The 12931-nt window shown below is 57.8% G+C and carries 16 protein-coding genes and 1 pseudogene; 9 read left to right on the forward strand and 8 right to left on the reverse strand.

From position 1 onward, the window contains the following. From E1297_RS21380 to E1297_RS21400, 5 genes and pseudogenes are all read right to left on the reverse strand, one after another. Nucleotides 1-248 (reverse strand): annotated as a pseudogene (locus E1297_RS21380) (hypothetical protein); the annotation flags it as partial. 106 nt (nucleotides 249-354) lie between these two features. Next, on the reverse strand, nucleotides 355-897 hold the full coding sequence (moaB, locus tag E1297_RS21385) for a molybdenum cofactor biosynthesis protein B (RefSeq protein WP_155142065.1): 543 nt from the start codon (nucleotides 895-897) through the stop codon (nucleotides 355-357). Nucleotides 898-903: 6 nt separating this feature from the next. Continuing rightward, complete coding sequence (locus tag E1297_RS21390; protein WP_155142067.1) at nucleotides 904-1524, reverse strand: LysE family translocator; 621 nt, start codon at nucleotides 1522-1524, stop codon at nucleotides 904-906. After that, entirely contained in the window at nucleotides 1521-2120 is a 600-nt protein-coding gene (locus E1297_RS21395) for a metallophosphoesterase family protein (protein WP_155142069.1), read from the reverse strand. The genes E1297_RS21390 and E1297_RS21395 overlap by 4 nt, the downstream gene beginning before the upstream one ends. Further along, complete coding sequence (locus E1297_RS21400) at nucleotides 2120-2971, reverse strand: uracil-DNA glycosylase family protein (RefSeq protein WP_244327838.1); 852 nt, start codon at nucleotides 2969-2971, stop codon at nucleotides 2120-2122. The genes E1297_RS21395 and E1297_RS21400 overlap by 1 nt, the downstream gene beginning before the upstream one ends. Before the next feature lie 687 nt (nucleotides 2972-3658). Here E1297_RS21400 and E1297_RS21405 point away from each other — a divergent pair. The 8 genes from E1297_RS21405 to E1297_RS21440 all read left to right on the forward strand — a co-directional run bounded on the left by E1297_RS21405 (nucleotide 3659) and on the right by E1297_RS21440 (nucleotide 9095). Next, entirely contained in the window at nucleotides 3659-4594 is a 936-nt protein-coding gene (locus tag E1297_RS21405) for an aspartate carbamoyltransferase catalytic subunit (RefSeq protein ID WP_155142071.1), read from the forward strand. Further along, on the forward strand, nucleotides 4591-5109 hold the full coding sequence (locus E1297_RS21410; RefSeq protein ID WP_155142073.1) for a hypothetical protein: 519 nt from the start codon (nucleotides 4591-4593) through the stop codon (nucleotides 5107-5109). Before E1297_RS21405 ends, E1297_RS21410 begins: the two co-directional genes overlap by 4 nt. Further along, nucleotides 5094-5483, forward strand: coding sequence for a hypothetical protein (locus E1297_RS21415; RefSeq protein ID WP_209015912.1), 390 nt, complete (start codon nucleotides 5094-5096; stop codon nucleotides 5481-5483). The genes E1297_RS21410 and E1297_RS21415 overlap by 16 nt, the downstream gene beginning before the upstream one ends. Next, nucleotides 5480-6760 (forward strand): dihydroorotase, encoded by a 1281-nt coding sequence (gene pyrC / locus E1297_RS21420; RefSeq protein ID WP_155142075.1) that lies wholly within the window; start codon nucleotides 5480-5482, stop codon nucleotides 6758-6760. Before E1297_RS21415 ends, pyrC begins: the two co-directional genes overlap by 4 nt. Next, entirely contained in the window at nucleotides 6760-7365 is a 606-nt protein-coding gene (plsY, locus tag E1297_RS21425; protein ID WP_155142077.1) for a glycerol-3-phosphate 1-O-acyltransferase PlsY, read from the forward strand. Before pyrC ends, plsY begins: the two co-directional genes overlap by 1 nt. Further along, complete coding sequence (locus E1297_RS21430; protein ID WP_209015913.1) at nucleotides 7362-7634, forward strand: hypothetical protein; 273 nt, start codon at nucleotides 7362-7364, stop codon at nucleotides 7632-7634. Before plsY ends, E1297_RS21430 begins: the two co-directional genes overlap by 4 nt. A gap of 188 nt (nucleotides 7635-7822) precedes the next feature. Further along, entirely contained in the window at nucleotides 7823-8296 is a 474-nt protein-coding gene (locus E1297_RS21435; protein WP_155142079.1) for a YHS domain-containing (seleno)protein, read from the forward strand. A gap of 265 nt (nucleotides 8297-8561) precedes the next feature. Next, nucleotides 8562-9095: an outer membrane protein gene (locus E1297_RS21440; protein ID WP_155142081.1), complete on the forward strand. Its 534-nt coding sequence runs from the start codon at nucleotides 8562-8564 to the stop codon at nucleotides 9093-9095. Nucleotides 9096-9147: 52 nt separating this feature from the next. Here E1297_RS21440 and E1297_RS21445 read toward each other — a convergent pair whose 3' ends face one another. Beyond that, on the reverse strand, nucleotides 9148-10131 hold the full coding sequence (locus tag E1297_RS21445) for a quinone oxidoreductase (protein ID WP_155142083.1): 984 nt from the start codon (nucleotides 10129-10131) through the stop codon (nucleotides 9148-9150). 192 nt (nucleotides 10132-10323) lie between these two features. Here E1297_RS21445 and E1297_RS21450 point away from each other — a divergent pair, with 192 nt between their 5' ends. Further along, nucleotides 10324-11181 (forward strand): DUF2189 domain-containing protein, encoded by an 858-nt coding sequence (locus E1297_RS21450; RefSeq protein WP_155142085.1) that lies wholly within the window; start codon nucleotides 10324-10326, stop codon nucleotides 11179-11181. Nucleotides 11182-11220: 39 nt separating this feature from the next. Here E1297_RS21450 and E1297_RS21455 read toward each other — a convergent pair whose 3' ends face one another. Further along, on the reverse strand, nucleotides 11221-12207 hold the full coding sequence (locus E1297_RS21455; RefSeq protein WP_155142087.1) for an NAD(P)H-quinone oxidoreductase: 987 nt from the start codon (nucleotides 12205-12207) through the stop codon (nucleotides 11221-11223). Nucleotides 12208-12279: 72 nt separating this feature from the next. Continuing rightward, nucleotides 12280-12931 (reverse strand): COQ9 family protein (locus E1297_RS21460; protein WP_155142179.1); only part of this gene is annotated, 652 nt, incomplete at its 5' end.

Consider the following 12931-nt stretch of genomic DNA (forward strand, 5'->3'; position numbering starts at 1 on the left):
GCAGCCCGCAATTCCAGTCGGCGGCGGCTTTGTACCTGACCAAATGCCTCCAACTGCGGGGTCACGGTATCCAGTTCAGCAGTCTGCACCGTCACGGCAAATATCCGTTCGCGGGCCTGCGGCGGCTGATTGTCCCGTGTCAGAACTTCCTGCACCGCGCCTGTGATCAGTTGAACGGCAACAAACAGCAGTGCCAGCGTCAGAGACGCCAGAAAAACGCCAACAAGGCTCTGCCGCAAAAATCGCATTGATCACTCACTCCGGTTGCATCGGGCTGCCATCCGCAAAAGGTAGCCGGACGTAGAAAAATGCCAAGCCACAAAGCGGTTATGAGACGTTAAACGTACGACCAGTCTACTTCCGTCGCAGATGTTCGTCCAATCTGGGCATTATTTCCACGAAATTGCAGGGGCGGTGCCGATAATCGAACTGTTTTTCCAGAATTCCGTCCCAAGCGTCTTTGCATGCCCCCGGGCTGCCAGGCAGAGCGAACAGGTAAGTTCCACCCGCAACGCCACCCGTCGCACGCGACTGAACAGCTGATGTGCCAATCTTTTCCATTGAAATGATTGTGAAAACTGTTCCGAACGCCTCGATTTCCTTTTCGTAGACATCGCGATGGGCCTCAACCGTCACATCGCGCCCTGTCAGCCCGGTCCCCCCGGTTGATAGCACCACGTCGATTTCCGGATCGGCCACCCAGGCGCGCAACTGATCTGCAATCTCACCACGCTCATCCCGCAGGATTTTGCGATCGGCGACCGTGTGACCAGCGCGTTCAATACGATCAACCAGTGTTTGGCCGGAGCGGTCTTCCTCAAGCGAGCGGCTATCCGAAACTGTCAGAACTGCGATCCGGACCGGGATGAAGTCCATGGTTTCATCGATGCGTGACATACTGTGTCAGGCCCTTTCCATGATGGCGAGCCGGATTGCCAATGCGGTGAAAATACCGCCACTGACCCAGCCCAGAATACGGGACGCTCGAGGGTTGTTGATCAGAACCTTTCCTGCGCCACCTGCGAAAACCCCGACCAGGCCGTTTATGACAAAACCACCGATTGAAATGATCAATCCGAAGATCAGAAATTGCAGAAGAACAGACCCGGCCACCGGGTTCACGAATTGCGGAATGAATGCGAGAACGAACAGGACGACCTTGGGATTGGTGAGATTGACCAGAAACCCGTCGCGAAACGCAAATCGGGTAGGTCTGGCAGAGCCATCCGCAGATATCGCACCATGACGAATTGCACCCCAAGCCAGATACAGCAGGTATGCGACCCCAAGCCACCGGATGGCGTCAAACATCCAAGGTAAGGCCGCAACTGCAGCCCCCAATCCCAGACCAGCCAGAAAGACGTGAATCATCGAGCCCAATGATATCCCAGCGCTAGCAGCAATTGCGGGCTTTGCGCCAGATCGCAGCCCCTGACCGAAACAGAACATCATATCCGCCCCGGGTGTCAGGTTCAGGGCGATGGCTGCCGGAATGAAAGCCAGCAACGTTACTGTTTCAATCATGCGTCGACCTCGAACCAATTCACGCGCGGACCAAGATTGGCGATATTGGTTTGTCCAATCGAACCGCGATATCCCCAACTGTCATGGATATGACCACATAGCGTCAGCGCTGGTTGAATCCGCTCAACAGCATCCCGAATGGCGGATGAACCGACAGACACATCTTGTGATGTCTTGTCCCCGTATCCTTTGGGCGGCGAGTGTACGATGAGGATATCGGCACTGTCGCACCGCATCAGCAACTCGGCCGCGGCCCCTTCGGACAGATCGCAGGACCAGTCACCAAAGGGGGTGACAGGTACACCATAGCCCAACCCGAACAGGTGTACGCCATCCAAGGTCATCCCAGACCCGTGCAAAACATGAACACCATCAGGGACTGCATCAGCAAGCTCTTCGGCACTTTCGGCATTGCCCGGCACCAGAATCATGGGGGCCGCGATGCCCGAGAGCATGACCATGGCCTCATCCAGACCGTGTCGCATGTTGCAATAGTCACCTGCGCCAATCACCAGATCCGCCTCGGAACTGGCCGCAACCAGCTCTGCTGCCCGATTCCGAGCAAGGTGCAGATCGGAAAAGGCCAGAACTTTCATCACCCGTTCTCCAGCCGTGCCTTGAGCTCCAGCAGATCGGCCCAGGCCTGCCGCTTCATCTGCGGCTGACGCAACAAATAGGCGGGGTGAAACATTGGAATGACGGGCAGGTTCAGTGCCTGATCCCACTTGCCACGCAACCGCGTGATACCCCGTTTGCTCAGCACCGCCTGACAACTGATATTGCCCATCACCACCAGCACTTCGGGTTTCGCCAGCGCGATATGGCGTTCGAGAAACGGCTTCATCATGCCAATTTCTTCTGGCTTGGGATCCCGGTTCTGTGGTGGGCGCCATGGCAGAACATTGGTGATATAAACGCTTTCGGTGCGATTCAGTTCAATGGCCGCTAGCATCCGGTCCAGCAACTGCCCGGCCCGACCGACAAAGGGCTTTCCTTCGCGATCTTCGTCGCGGCCCGGCGCTTCGCCAACAATCATCACGCGAGCCCCAGGTGTGCCATCTGCAAACACCAGTTGCCGCGCGCCGCGCTTCAGATCGCAAAGATCAAACGCTTCCATCGTCGCGCGCAATTCGGGCAGTGATCCTGCCGCTCGCGCTGCCTTTTCGGCCACGGCAGTCGGATCGACTTGCTTTGGTTTCTCCGGCGTTTTCTGAACCGCGGCAGGCTTTTTCGCTTTGGGCGCAGTATCCGGCAGCGCATATCTGTCAACCGGGGTGTCACCGATCGCATCAGCCACGCCCAGTTCAGCCTGCCACTCCAGCAAGGCACGCGCCGTATGATAGTCCAAAGCCGATTCCATGCTTCTCAATCTAACCACCTTTTGACCGAGGGAAAGCGAATAGACCTTGCCATGGCGCTCGGTCGCACCGACGATGCGGATATTCATGCTGTTTGCCTTACGATTCCTTCTGATTGGATTGCTGTTTGCCGTCTTTAGCGGCGAACCCGCGTCAGCGACTTTTCACGACCAGCATAACCAATGCCGCGCCGGTCAGTTCCAATGTGGCAGCAACTGCTGTTCGGTCGGCCAAAGGTGCAGCTTTGACGGTCACTGCATCCGGGCTGGCGGCACCTATTGCGGCGGTGGGCGATCCTGCGGACCGTTCGAACGTTGCGTAGCTGGCGGCACCCGATGTGCGCCTGCCGGGGCGAACAAATGCGCCTCCAGCCTTGATTGTCCAAGTGGTTCACGTTGCAACGGGCGCGGAGAATGCGAGCGGATCACGCCCAACTTCGATCCCAGCCCCCGCCCAAAGCCGATCAATCAATGCGATGATGGATTGGTCTGTGCACCGGGTTCTGTTTGTTTGCCGGGGGGCGGATGCAGTCGCCCCGGCTGGTACTTGTGTGAAGAAACCGGTTCCCAGTGCCGTCAGGGGTTCAAATGTTCTGCCGGTCGGGGATGTGTACCACTCAAGGCCATCGACTGCGGAAACGGCAAGTGGTGCAAACCCGGCGAGCAGTGCCTGCCCGAAGGCGGTTGCGAGAAACTGCCCGAAGGAACGGAACCTTAGGTTGCCTCGGGCCGCGCAGCTTTCTATAAGCGGCCCGATTGTCAGACAGGAGCCCGCCAATGCGTTTCGCCCATCGTCACCTTCTTGGCATCGAGCATCTGTCGCAATCCGATATCACTGCCATTCTGGATCTGGCCGAGAAATATGTCGACCTGAACCGCCAGTCGACCAAGCATTCGGACGTGCTGGCAGGGCTGACCCAGATCAACATGTTCTTTGAAAACTCGACCCGGACACAGGCCAGCTTTGAACTTGCCGGCAAACGTCTGGGTGCGGATGTGATGAACATGGCGATGCAGGCCAGCTCGATCAAAAAGGGTGAGACCCTGATCGACACCGCGATGACGCTAAACGCGATGCATCCCGATCTGCTGGTGGTACGCCATCCACATTCCGGCGCGGTTGATCTGCTGGCACAGAAAGTGAACTGCGCCGTGCTGAACGCGGGCGACGGTCGGCACGAGCACCCGACCCAGGCCTTGTTGGACGCGCTGACCATCCGTCGTGCCAAGGGTCGCCTCCACCGTCTGAACATTGCAATCTGCGGGGACGTGGCCCACAGCCGTGTGGCCCGGTCGAACCTGATCCTTCTGGGCAAGATGGAAAACCGCATTCGCCTGATCGGCCCTCCGACGCTGGTGCCCGCTCAGTTCTCGGAATTCGGCGCCGAAATCTACGACGACATGCATGAAGGCCTGAAAGACGTCGACGTCGTCATGATGCTGCGCCTTCAGAAAGAACGCATGGATGGCGGCTTTATCCCATCCGAGCGGGAATACTATCACCGTTACGGTCTGGACGCCGCCAAACTTGCGCTGGCGAAACCGGATGCGATCGTGATGCACCCCGGTCCGATGAACCGCGGCGTCGAAATCGACGGTACGCTGGCCGATGACATCAACCGCTCGGTGATTCAGGAACAGGTCGAAATGGGCGTGGCTGTCCGCATGGCCGCGATGGAGTTACTTGCCCGCAACCTGAGCGAGGCCGCATGAACAAACTGATCGTCGCCCCACATGAACATGGTGTCCTGCGTCTGTTTTCGCTGAACATGCGCCCGGAAGAGGCGAAGTTCCTGCGTGAACCGGGCGCTGTTGATCAAGTGCTTGGTGTTCAGGGTCTTGATCCCAAGCAGATCGATGTCTTTCCCGTCTCCGATCTCGAAGAACTGGGCCTGTTTGGCTACCTGAACGAAGGGTGCGGCGTTTCAGAGGATCAACTGGATCGCAATGCACTGGATGCTGTCGAAGGTTGGGTTCTTGTCCTGCGCAGCGCTGCCTTTGCAGGAAGGGGCGCTACGCTAAAACCTGATCCCCGGGTTCGTCTGATCGGCCTTTACACCGAAGAGACCACCAACTGGACAGGCGGCTCGATCGAGACCGAAAGCGCGAAACCATTTTCAGCGCCTCAAGGCGCAGCGCAGGATGACAGGCCACATCGCATCGGATCAGCTGCGCTGGCCCTTCTGATCCTTCTGATCATAGGAGGCGTTCTGTGGTTGATTCTGTGATCCGTTTCGCCCCTGACAAACAGGCCTATATTCGCACAAACGCATGGCTGGCTGCTGTGGCCATGGCTGGTGCGATGTTTGTTCTCTGGCTGATCGGAAACCCATATGTCTGGACCGGCGCGCCCGCTGGACTTGCCGCTATCGGTCTACGTGCCTGGTATCTGGCCTCAGAAGAAATGACCGCCGCCTGGGAAATGACCGAGACAACTTTGACCGGCCCCGGCCCCCGCACAGTGCCGCTGAACCAGATCACCGCCGTCAACACGATGGGCAGTTTCGTCCAGATCGTCACCAAGGGCGGTGACAAGCATCTGATCAAGTACCAGGCCGACCCCGCTGCCACCAAAGCCGCTATCGAAAGGGCGTTGCCATGAGCAATATTATTTTCACCAATGCCCGCCTAATCGACCCCGAAACCGGAACAGATGGCACTGGCTGGCTGCACGTGACTGATGGGCAAATCGTGGCGCGTGGCGAAGGAAGTGCCCCTTCAACCGACGCCCAGGTCATCGACTGCAACGGGCAATGTCTGGCCCCTGGCATCGTCGATATCGGCGTCAAAGTCTGTGAGCCGGGTGAACGGCACAAGGAAAGCTACAAATCCGCAGGTCTTGCCGCTGCGGCGGGAGGCGTGACCACCATTGTCACCCGTCCCGATACCAGCCCGGCCATCGACACCCCAGAAACGCTGGAATTCATCACACGCCGGGCACAGGCTGACACACCCGTCAACATGCTGCCGATGGCCGCCCTGACTAAGGGACGTGAAGGGCGCGAAATGACCGAGATCGGATTCCTGCTGGATGCAGGTGCCGTTGCCTTTACCGATTGCGATCACGTCATCGCAGACACCAAGGTGTTTTCTCGCGCACTGACCTATGCCCGGTCTTGCGGCGCACTGGTTATCGCGCATCCGCAGGAGCCGGGGCTTAGCTCCGGCGCTGCAGCGACCAGCGGCAAGTTTGCCGCGCTGCGTGGGTTGCCCGCCGTTTCCCCCATGGCTGAACGCATGGGTCTTGATCGCGATATCGCTTTGCTAGAGATGACCGGCGCGGCTTATCACGCTGATCAGATCACCACCGCCCGCGCCCTGCCCGCCTTGGAACGGGCCAAACGCAACGGGCTGGACATCACCGCCGGAACCTCGATCCACCACCTGACACTGAATGAGCTGGACGTGGCCGACTATCGCACCTTCTTCAAGGTCAAGCCGCCGCTGCGATCTGAGGACGATCGGCAAGCCGTGATCGAAGCGGTGCGAACCGGCCTGATCGACACGATCAGTTCGATGCACACGCCGCAGGATGAAGAAAGCAAACGCCTGCCGTTTGAAGAGGCCGCCTCGGGTGCGGTCGCCCTCGAAACGCTGCTGCCTGCTGCGTTGCGCCTCTATCATGCAGGCCAGCTGGACCTTCCCACTCTGTTTCGCGCCATGACACTGAATCCCGCGAAACGGCTGGGTCTGGACTGTGGCCGGTTGTCCGAAGGGGCACCTGCTGATCTGGTTCTGTTTGACCCGGATGTACCCTTTGTGCTGGACCGCTTTACGCTCAAATCAAAATCGCAAAATACTCCGTTTGACGGCCAGCGCATGCAGGGTAAGGTCACCGCGACTTTTGTCGCTGGAAAAGAAGCTTACCGGAGATCCTAATGCCCTTTTTCGACAGTACCACGACCCAACTAATTCTTTGGGCCGCACTTGGGTATCTGATGGGTTCGATCCCGTTTGGCATGATCGTTGCTCGGGTGATGGGGCTGGGGAACCTGCGCAATATCGGGTCTGGCAATATCGGTGCCACCAATGTTCTGAGAACCGGGAACAAGGCCGCCGCTGCGCTGACTTTGCTGTTTGACGCGGCCAAAGGGGCAGTGGTTGTTCTGCTGGCCCGCGTTCTGGCTGGTGAGGACGCCGCGCAAATCGCGGCGCTTGCCGCGTTTCTGGGCCATTGCTTCCCGGTTTGGCTGGGCTTCAAGGGTGGCAAAGGCGTCGCGACCTTTCTGGGTCTTTGGCTGGCACTGGACTGGCGAGTTGGGGTTGCCTGCTGCCTGACTTGGCTTGTGGCGGCTGCAATCTGGCGAATATCCTCGGTCGGCGCGCTGGCCGCAGCGGCGTTGTCGACAACCTGGATCATGGTACTGACCGACGGTTCGACCTTTATCCTCGGGATCATTCTCACCCTATTGGTCTACTGGCGCCACAGCACCAACATCGCCCGCATCAAGGCCGGTACCGAACCTAAAATCGGAAAGTCGTGAACGCATCTGATGCGTTCCTGAATGCGTTCTTCGCCCTGCCATCCGGTACGTTCACCGGACAGGCAGGAGCACGCAGATATGTCGTGACACGACAGGCCATGTCAGGCGGAAAATCCCACAAGCTGGTTGCACATGAACTGGGCGGGACCGACTACATCAGCCTGAATCTCTATCTCACACAGAACAGCGGTGCATTGCTGCGACCTTGCGAAATGTCCGCAGAAAAGGTTTCAAACTTTGTATTGATGCTTGTTCCCGATCAGCCCTGACTCAGCATTTCTGAACACTTGTTATTCACCTCTGCACAATCACGATTGATTGCTTTGAACGTGATCACGGCGCTGCCCAATTGGGTTTTGTGACGGCCAATTACCGACCGCACAGGACAAAAAACTCAGGGTTGCCGCGCCATATTTTCAGATGGTTCAACGCAGCCCAATTCACGAAAGGTGAAGTTATGAACAAGATCAAATCCGTACTGGGTGGCGTTGCGCTGTCCGTAGCAATCGCAAGCTCGGCACTGGCCGCAGGCGTCGAAATCAACGCATCCTCAACCGGCCTAGCCATGCAGGGTTATGACCCGGTCGCCTATTTCACCGAAGGCGAAGCAACCAAGGGCAGCTACAAGATCACCACGCTGCATGACGACGCGATGTACCGCTTTGCCTCCGAAGAGAACAAAGCCGCTTTCGAAGCCAACCCTGCGGCCTACCTGCCCGCATATGGTGGCTACTGCGCATTCGGTGCCGCAATGGGCTTCAAGTTTGACGGTGACCCGAACCACTGGAAAATCGTCGATAACAAGCTGTACCTGAACCTGTCGCAGGACATTCAGGAACGCTGGGAAGGCGACATCCCGGGCTTCATCGAAAAAGCAAGCGCCAACTGGACAGACATTGCCGACAAGGATCCGGCAGAACTGCAGCAATAATCCGCTGATAAAAAACTGCATTTCGGCGGCGGATGTATCCGCCGCCGTTCTTCATTTGGATACTGAATTTCCCGAACCTATCTGCTGATCATAAACGCCCGGAAACACGGGTGCGCGTGCTTCAATACGGCAAATGCGCAAACAATCGGGTTGGAATAGGTGAAACATCGGTGATCCGGCCTCCGGGCCGGGACGTAATGATCAGTACAGGTTCGTGATTGGCGATGCCTTCACGAGCTCAATTTCCGAATGGAAGGATAAAAAGATGACAGGAAAATTGGCAATTGTCACCACTGTCGCGACTTTGGCGGCAGGAACGGCCATGGCTCAATCCTCAGGTGATTTCACCGGGTTTTATGGTGGTGCTCAGTTTGGTTATGCCGACATCGACACCAGCCTTTCAGGCGTCGACGGTGATGGCGCCATCGGTGGTATCATCCTCGGTTATGACTACGACATGGGTGACTGGGTCTTCGGTGGCGGCTTTGACTATGACTGGAGCGACGTAGACCTGTCTGGCGCAGCCAAGGTAGAAGACGTGTGGCGCCTGAAGGTGCGCGCCGGTTACAAGGTCAACCCACAGGGGCTGCTCTATGGAACCACCGGCTATGCCGAAGCAAGCACCAACACGCTGGGAAGCGATGACGGCTGGTTCATCGGTGCAGGTTACGAACAGATCGTGGCACCGAATGTCAGCATCGGTGGTGAAGTGCTCTACCACCAGTTCGACAACTTCAATTCAAGCGGCATCGATGTCGATGCGACGACGATTCAGGTCCGGGCAGCGTACCGCTTCTGAATCCATTCACTTGAATGCAGAGACCCGGCTAACACAGCCGGGTCTTTTTTGTTCAGAGTTCTAGGATCGTGCTGCCGGTGGTCTGCCGCGCCTCAAGCGCGCGATGCGCGTCGGCGACCTGATCCAGCGGAAACCGCTGATCGATGTGAATTTTAACTTCACCACCCTCGACCTTGCCGAACAGACGGCGTGCCATTGCCTGACAAACCGCATGATCCGAGATATGCGTGAACAAGGTTGGTCGGGTGATTTTGAGAGATCCCTTCTGCCCCAGAATGCCGATATTGAACGGCGGAACCGGGCCGGATGCGTTGCCGAAAGAAATCATCATTCCCAGAGGTTTGAGCGAATCCAGCGATCCTTCGAACGTATCCGCACCAACAGAATCCATAACTGCGTCTACGCCTTTGCCATTGGTGATTGCAGCCACCCGTTCAGCAAAGTTCTCGGTCCGGTAGTTGATGCAATGTGCGGCCCCATTGAATTGCGCCAACCGGCATTTGTCATCCGTTCCGGCGGTTCCAATCAGAGTGATCCCTTCGGACTTGGCCCACTGACACGCGATCAGCCCCACCCCCCCGGCAGCCGCGTGAAACAGGACGGTATCGCCTCGTTTCAACGGCGTGGTGCGGTGAAAGAGATATTCAACAGTCATCCCTTTGAGCATCATGGCGGCCGCCGCATCGAACGAGATGCCTTCGGGCAAAGGACAGACCTGAGATGCAGGCATCACCCGGGCTTCGCAATATGCCCCGGACGGGGTGGCAGCATAGGCGGCACGCTGGCCGGGTTCCAGATGAGTTACGCCTTCGCCAACTTCTTCAATGATACCAGCGGCTTCCATGCCCAATGCATGCGGCAGTTCCAGCGGATAAAGGCCCGTTCGCTGATACACATCGATAAAGTTCAGACCGCAGGCATGATGACGAATGCGCACTTCGCCAGGTCCCGGACTGCCCAGTTGCCTGTCTTCAATCTTCAGAACCTCGGGTCCGCCGGTTTCGTGAATGACTACGGTTCGTGCAGTTTGCTGCATGCTGACCTCCTGTTGCCTGCTGCAAGGCTAGCACGCCTGCACATCAGAGCAATCCGTGTGATCGCGAGGCAGTGATCCGGTTTCGGCAAAAATATGCTATACTGGGTCAATGCGTTGCCGGCTGATCCGGCCACGGGCAACCTTATGCCGGATACATTCCGCGGCGCGAACCCGCCAAGGAAGGGGATGAAGATGGCAAAAACAATCGGTAACCCGATCAGTTGGGCCGCCCAAAATCTTGGAGCGACCAGCGATCATATTGCGGAAAGCGTAACCCGGATCGGCAGTTCAGACACCCGGCATCTGCCAACCGTGCAAACTCTGACATTACAGGATCTGCGCGACAGCCTGAGGGCGGGATATCATGATTTCCTCGAAACACGCGCAGACGCGATCTTTGTGGTGTTGATCTACCCCATTGCGGGATTGCTCATGTTCGGGATCGGGCTGAACATGAATATGGTGCCTTTGCTGGCCCCGCTGATTGCAGGTTTCGCCCTGATCGGCCCGGTGGCAGCGGTTGGATTGTATGAAATCAGCCGCAAACGCGAACAAGGGGGGGCCGTGCACTGGCTGGATGCCTTTGGCGTTTTCCGATCACCTTCTTTCGGAGCGATTTTGGCGCTTGGGTTTTATCTGGTCATGCTGCTGCTGGTTTGGCTCATGGTGGCGCAAGCTGTCTATGTGCTGACGCTTGGTCCCGAACCGCCAACATCCATCAGCGCCTTCGCCGCCGAAGTATTCACCACAGGCGCAGGTTGGAGCATGATCATTTTCGGCACAGCAATCGGGTTCCTGTTCGCGCTGGTCGCATTGGCCGTTAGTGTTGTCAGCTTTCCGCTATTGCTGGACAAAAAAGTGGGGCTGCCGGTGGCGGTGGTTACATCAGTCCGCGTGCTGCGGCACAATCCAGGCGTCATCCTGGCCTGGGGCTTCATCGTCGCCGCATTGTTGGTGATCGGTGCCATACCGATGTTATTGGGCCTGATCGTCGTCATGCCCGTTCTGGGCCACGCAACATGGCACTTGTATCGCAGAGCTGTGTCCTGACCGGAAGGTTACGCGCGGTGCGGGCCCGCGCGTTGAAATTCAGTCAGCCACTTTCAAGACGATCTTGCCGATATGGCCCGAGCTTTCCATGCGTGCATGGGCGGCTGCCGCGTCCGCCAGATCAAACTCGCTGTCCATGACCGGCGCAACTTTTCCAGCCTCCAGCAATGGCCATACAGCCTCGCGCAAATCCTGAGCGATCTTTGCCTTTGCCAGATCGCTTTGCGGGCGCAGTGTGCTTCCGGTCAGAGTCAGTCTTTTCACCATCATCAGCGCAAAGTTCAACTCGACGACGGGACCTTGCAGAAAGGCAATCTGAACAAGTCGCCCATCCTCGGCCAGGGCCTTGACGTTGCGCGGGATGTAGTCGCCGCCAACCATGTCCAGAATCAGGTTTGCACCTCCCTCGGCGCGCATGGCCGCGACAAAATCCTCATCCCGGTAGTTGATCGCTTTCTCGGCCCCAAGATTGACACAGGCTTCGCATTTCTCGGCCGATCCGGCCGTGGCAAACACCCGAGCACCAAAAGCGTTGGCCAATTGAATGGCTGTCGTGCCGATTCCGCTGGAGCCACCATGGACCAGAAAACGCTCTCCTGCCTTCAAGCCACCACGCGTGAAGACATTGGACCAGACTGTAAAGAATGTCTCGGGCAGGCAGGCCGCTTCCTTCAGACCCATGCCTGTGGGGGCTGGCAGACAATGCGCGGCAGGTGTTGCAACATATTCAGCGTATCCGCCACCAGGCAGCAACGCACAGACCTGATCGCCAATCGCAATCCCTTCGACCCCTGTGCCTATGGCCACGATTTCGCCCGAAGCCTCAAGCCCTGGCAAATCGCTGGCACCCGGAGGCGGATCATATGCCCCGGCCCGTTGCAATGCGTCCGGACGGTTCACACCGGCATAGGCGACCTTGATGATCACCTGACCTTCGCCCGGTTCCGGCATCGGACGCTCGGTCAGCTGCAGAACATCGGGGCCGCCCGGCGAAGTGATTTCAACGGCGCGCATCATCTGAGTCATGGGCAATTCTCCTTTGCCCCTTGCCTAGCAGCCAGACATGCAGACGCCTAGCGACAAGTTGCAGTCCCACCGTTATTTCCGGAACGATACCGAACCCGGAAGATCAGTGCGCATTTTGACAGGTGCCTTCACCTGGCCTGCCAGCCAGTTTGGGACAGCGAGGAACGGCTTGAACAACGGGTTCTCATTCACCTGCGCCTTGAGCTTTTCGAACTGCATCACACCCTCGATGCGACGATCCAGAAACTCCCATGTGGCCTGATAACCGGGCGTCTCGTCCCCCAGCCAGAACAACAACGTCGAGGAATAGACCCCCGACAGAGTAGCCCGTTTGGTGTACCAGTTCACGTCATCTGATGTATCGCCCAACGCGTCCCAGATAAGATCACATGTGCCCCAGATCGCCTTGGCGCCATCGGCGGCATAAACAGGCAGTGCAAAAAGCGTCACACCACGGCGCACCGCCTCTTTGTCCTCAACCGCCTGCAGGCGGAACCGGACCGCAGCCGCGATTTTCTCGCGAAACTTCAGGCCGCTCAGATCTTCGGTCTTCAGCCGTTCCAGCATGGCCGCGTCGCCACGCGCGTGAAATGCCAGCGCCAGATCAACCGCCCCGCGCGGACAGATGGCGCGCGCCAGCCCATCGTCGATATCACTGTCTTCTATCGCCGCGCGAAAGCTTGTCTCAGACCAACCATCAAAGGGGACGTGGTCAAGAATTGCG

Source organism: Roseibium sp. RKSG952 (assembly GCF_009711355.1).

Coding starts and splice junctions, on each gene's coding strand:
- moaB (WP_155142065.1), bottom strand. CDS start 897: ATGTCACGCATCGATGAAACCATGGACTTCATCCCGGTCCGGATCGCA.
- E1297_RS21445 (WP_155142083.1), bottom strand. CDS start 10,131: ATGCAGCAAACTGCACGAACCGTAGTCATTCACGAAACCGGCGGACCC.
- plsY (WP_155142077.1), top strand. CDS start 6,760: ATGCCCTTTTTCGACAGTACCACGACCCAACTAATTCTTTGGGCCGCA.
- E1297_RS21390 (WP_155142067.1), bottom strand. CDS start 1,524: ATGATTGAAACAGTAACGTTGCTGGCTTTCATTCCGGCAGCCATCGCC.
- E1297_RS21395 (WP_155142069.1), bottom strand. CDS start 2,120: ATGAAAGTTCTGGCCTTTTCCGATCTGCACCTTGCTCGGAATCGGGCA.
- E1297_RS21400 (WP_244327838.1), bottom strand. CDS start 2,971: ATGAATATCCGCATCGTCGGTGCGACCGAGCGCCATGGCAAGGTCTAT.
- E1297_RS21455 (WP_155142087.1), bottom strand. CDS start 12,207: ATGACTCAGATGATGCGCGCCGTTGAAATCACTTCGCCGGGCGGCCCC.
- E1297_RS21450 (WP_155142085.1), top strand. CDS start 10,324: ATGGCAAAAACAATCGGTAACCCGATCAGTTGGGCCGCCCAAAATCTT.
- E1297_RS21440 (WP_155142081.1), top strand. CDS start 8,562: ATGACAGGAAAATTGGCAATTGTCACCACTGTCGCGACTTTGGCGGCA.
- pyrC (WP_155142075.1), top strand. CDS start 5,480: ATGAGCAATATTATTTTCACCAATGCCCGCCTAATCGACCCCGAAACC.
- E1297_RS21435 (WP_155142079.1), top strand. CDS start 7,823: ATGAACAAGATCAAATCCGTACTGGGTGGCGTTGCGCTGTCCGTAGCA.
- E1297_RS21405 (WP_155142071.1), top strand. CDS start 3,659: ATGCGTTTCGCCCATCGTCACCTTCTTGGCATCGAGCATCTGTCGCAA.
- E1297_RS21410 (WP_155142073.1), top strand. CDS start 4,591: ATGAACAAACTGATCGTCGCCCCACATGAACATGGTGTCCTGCGTCTG.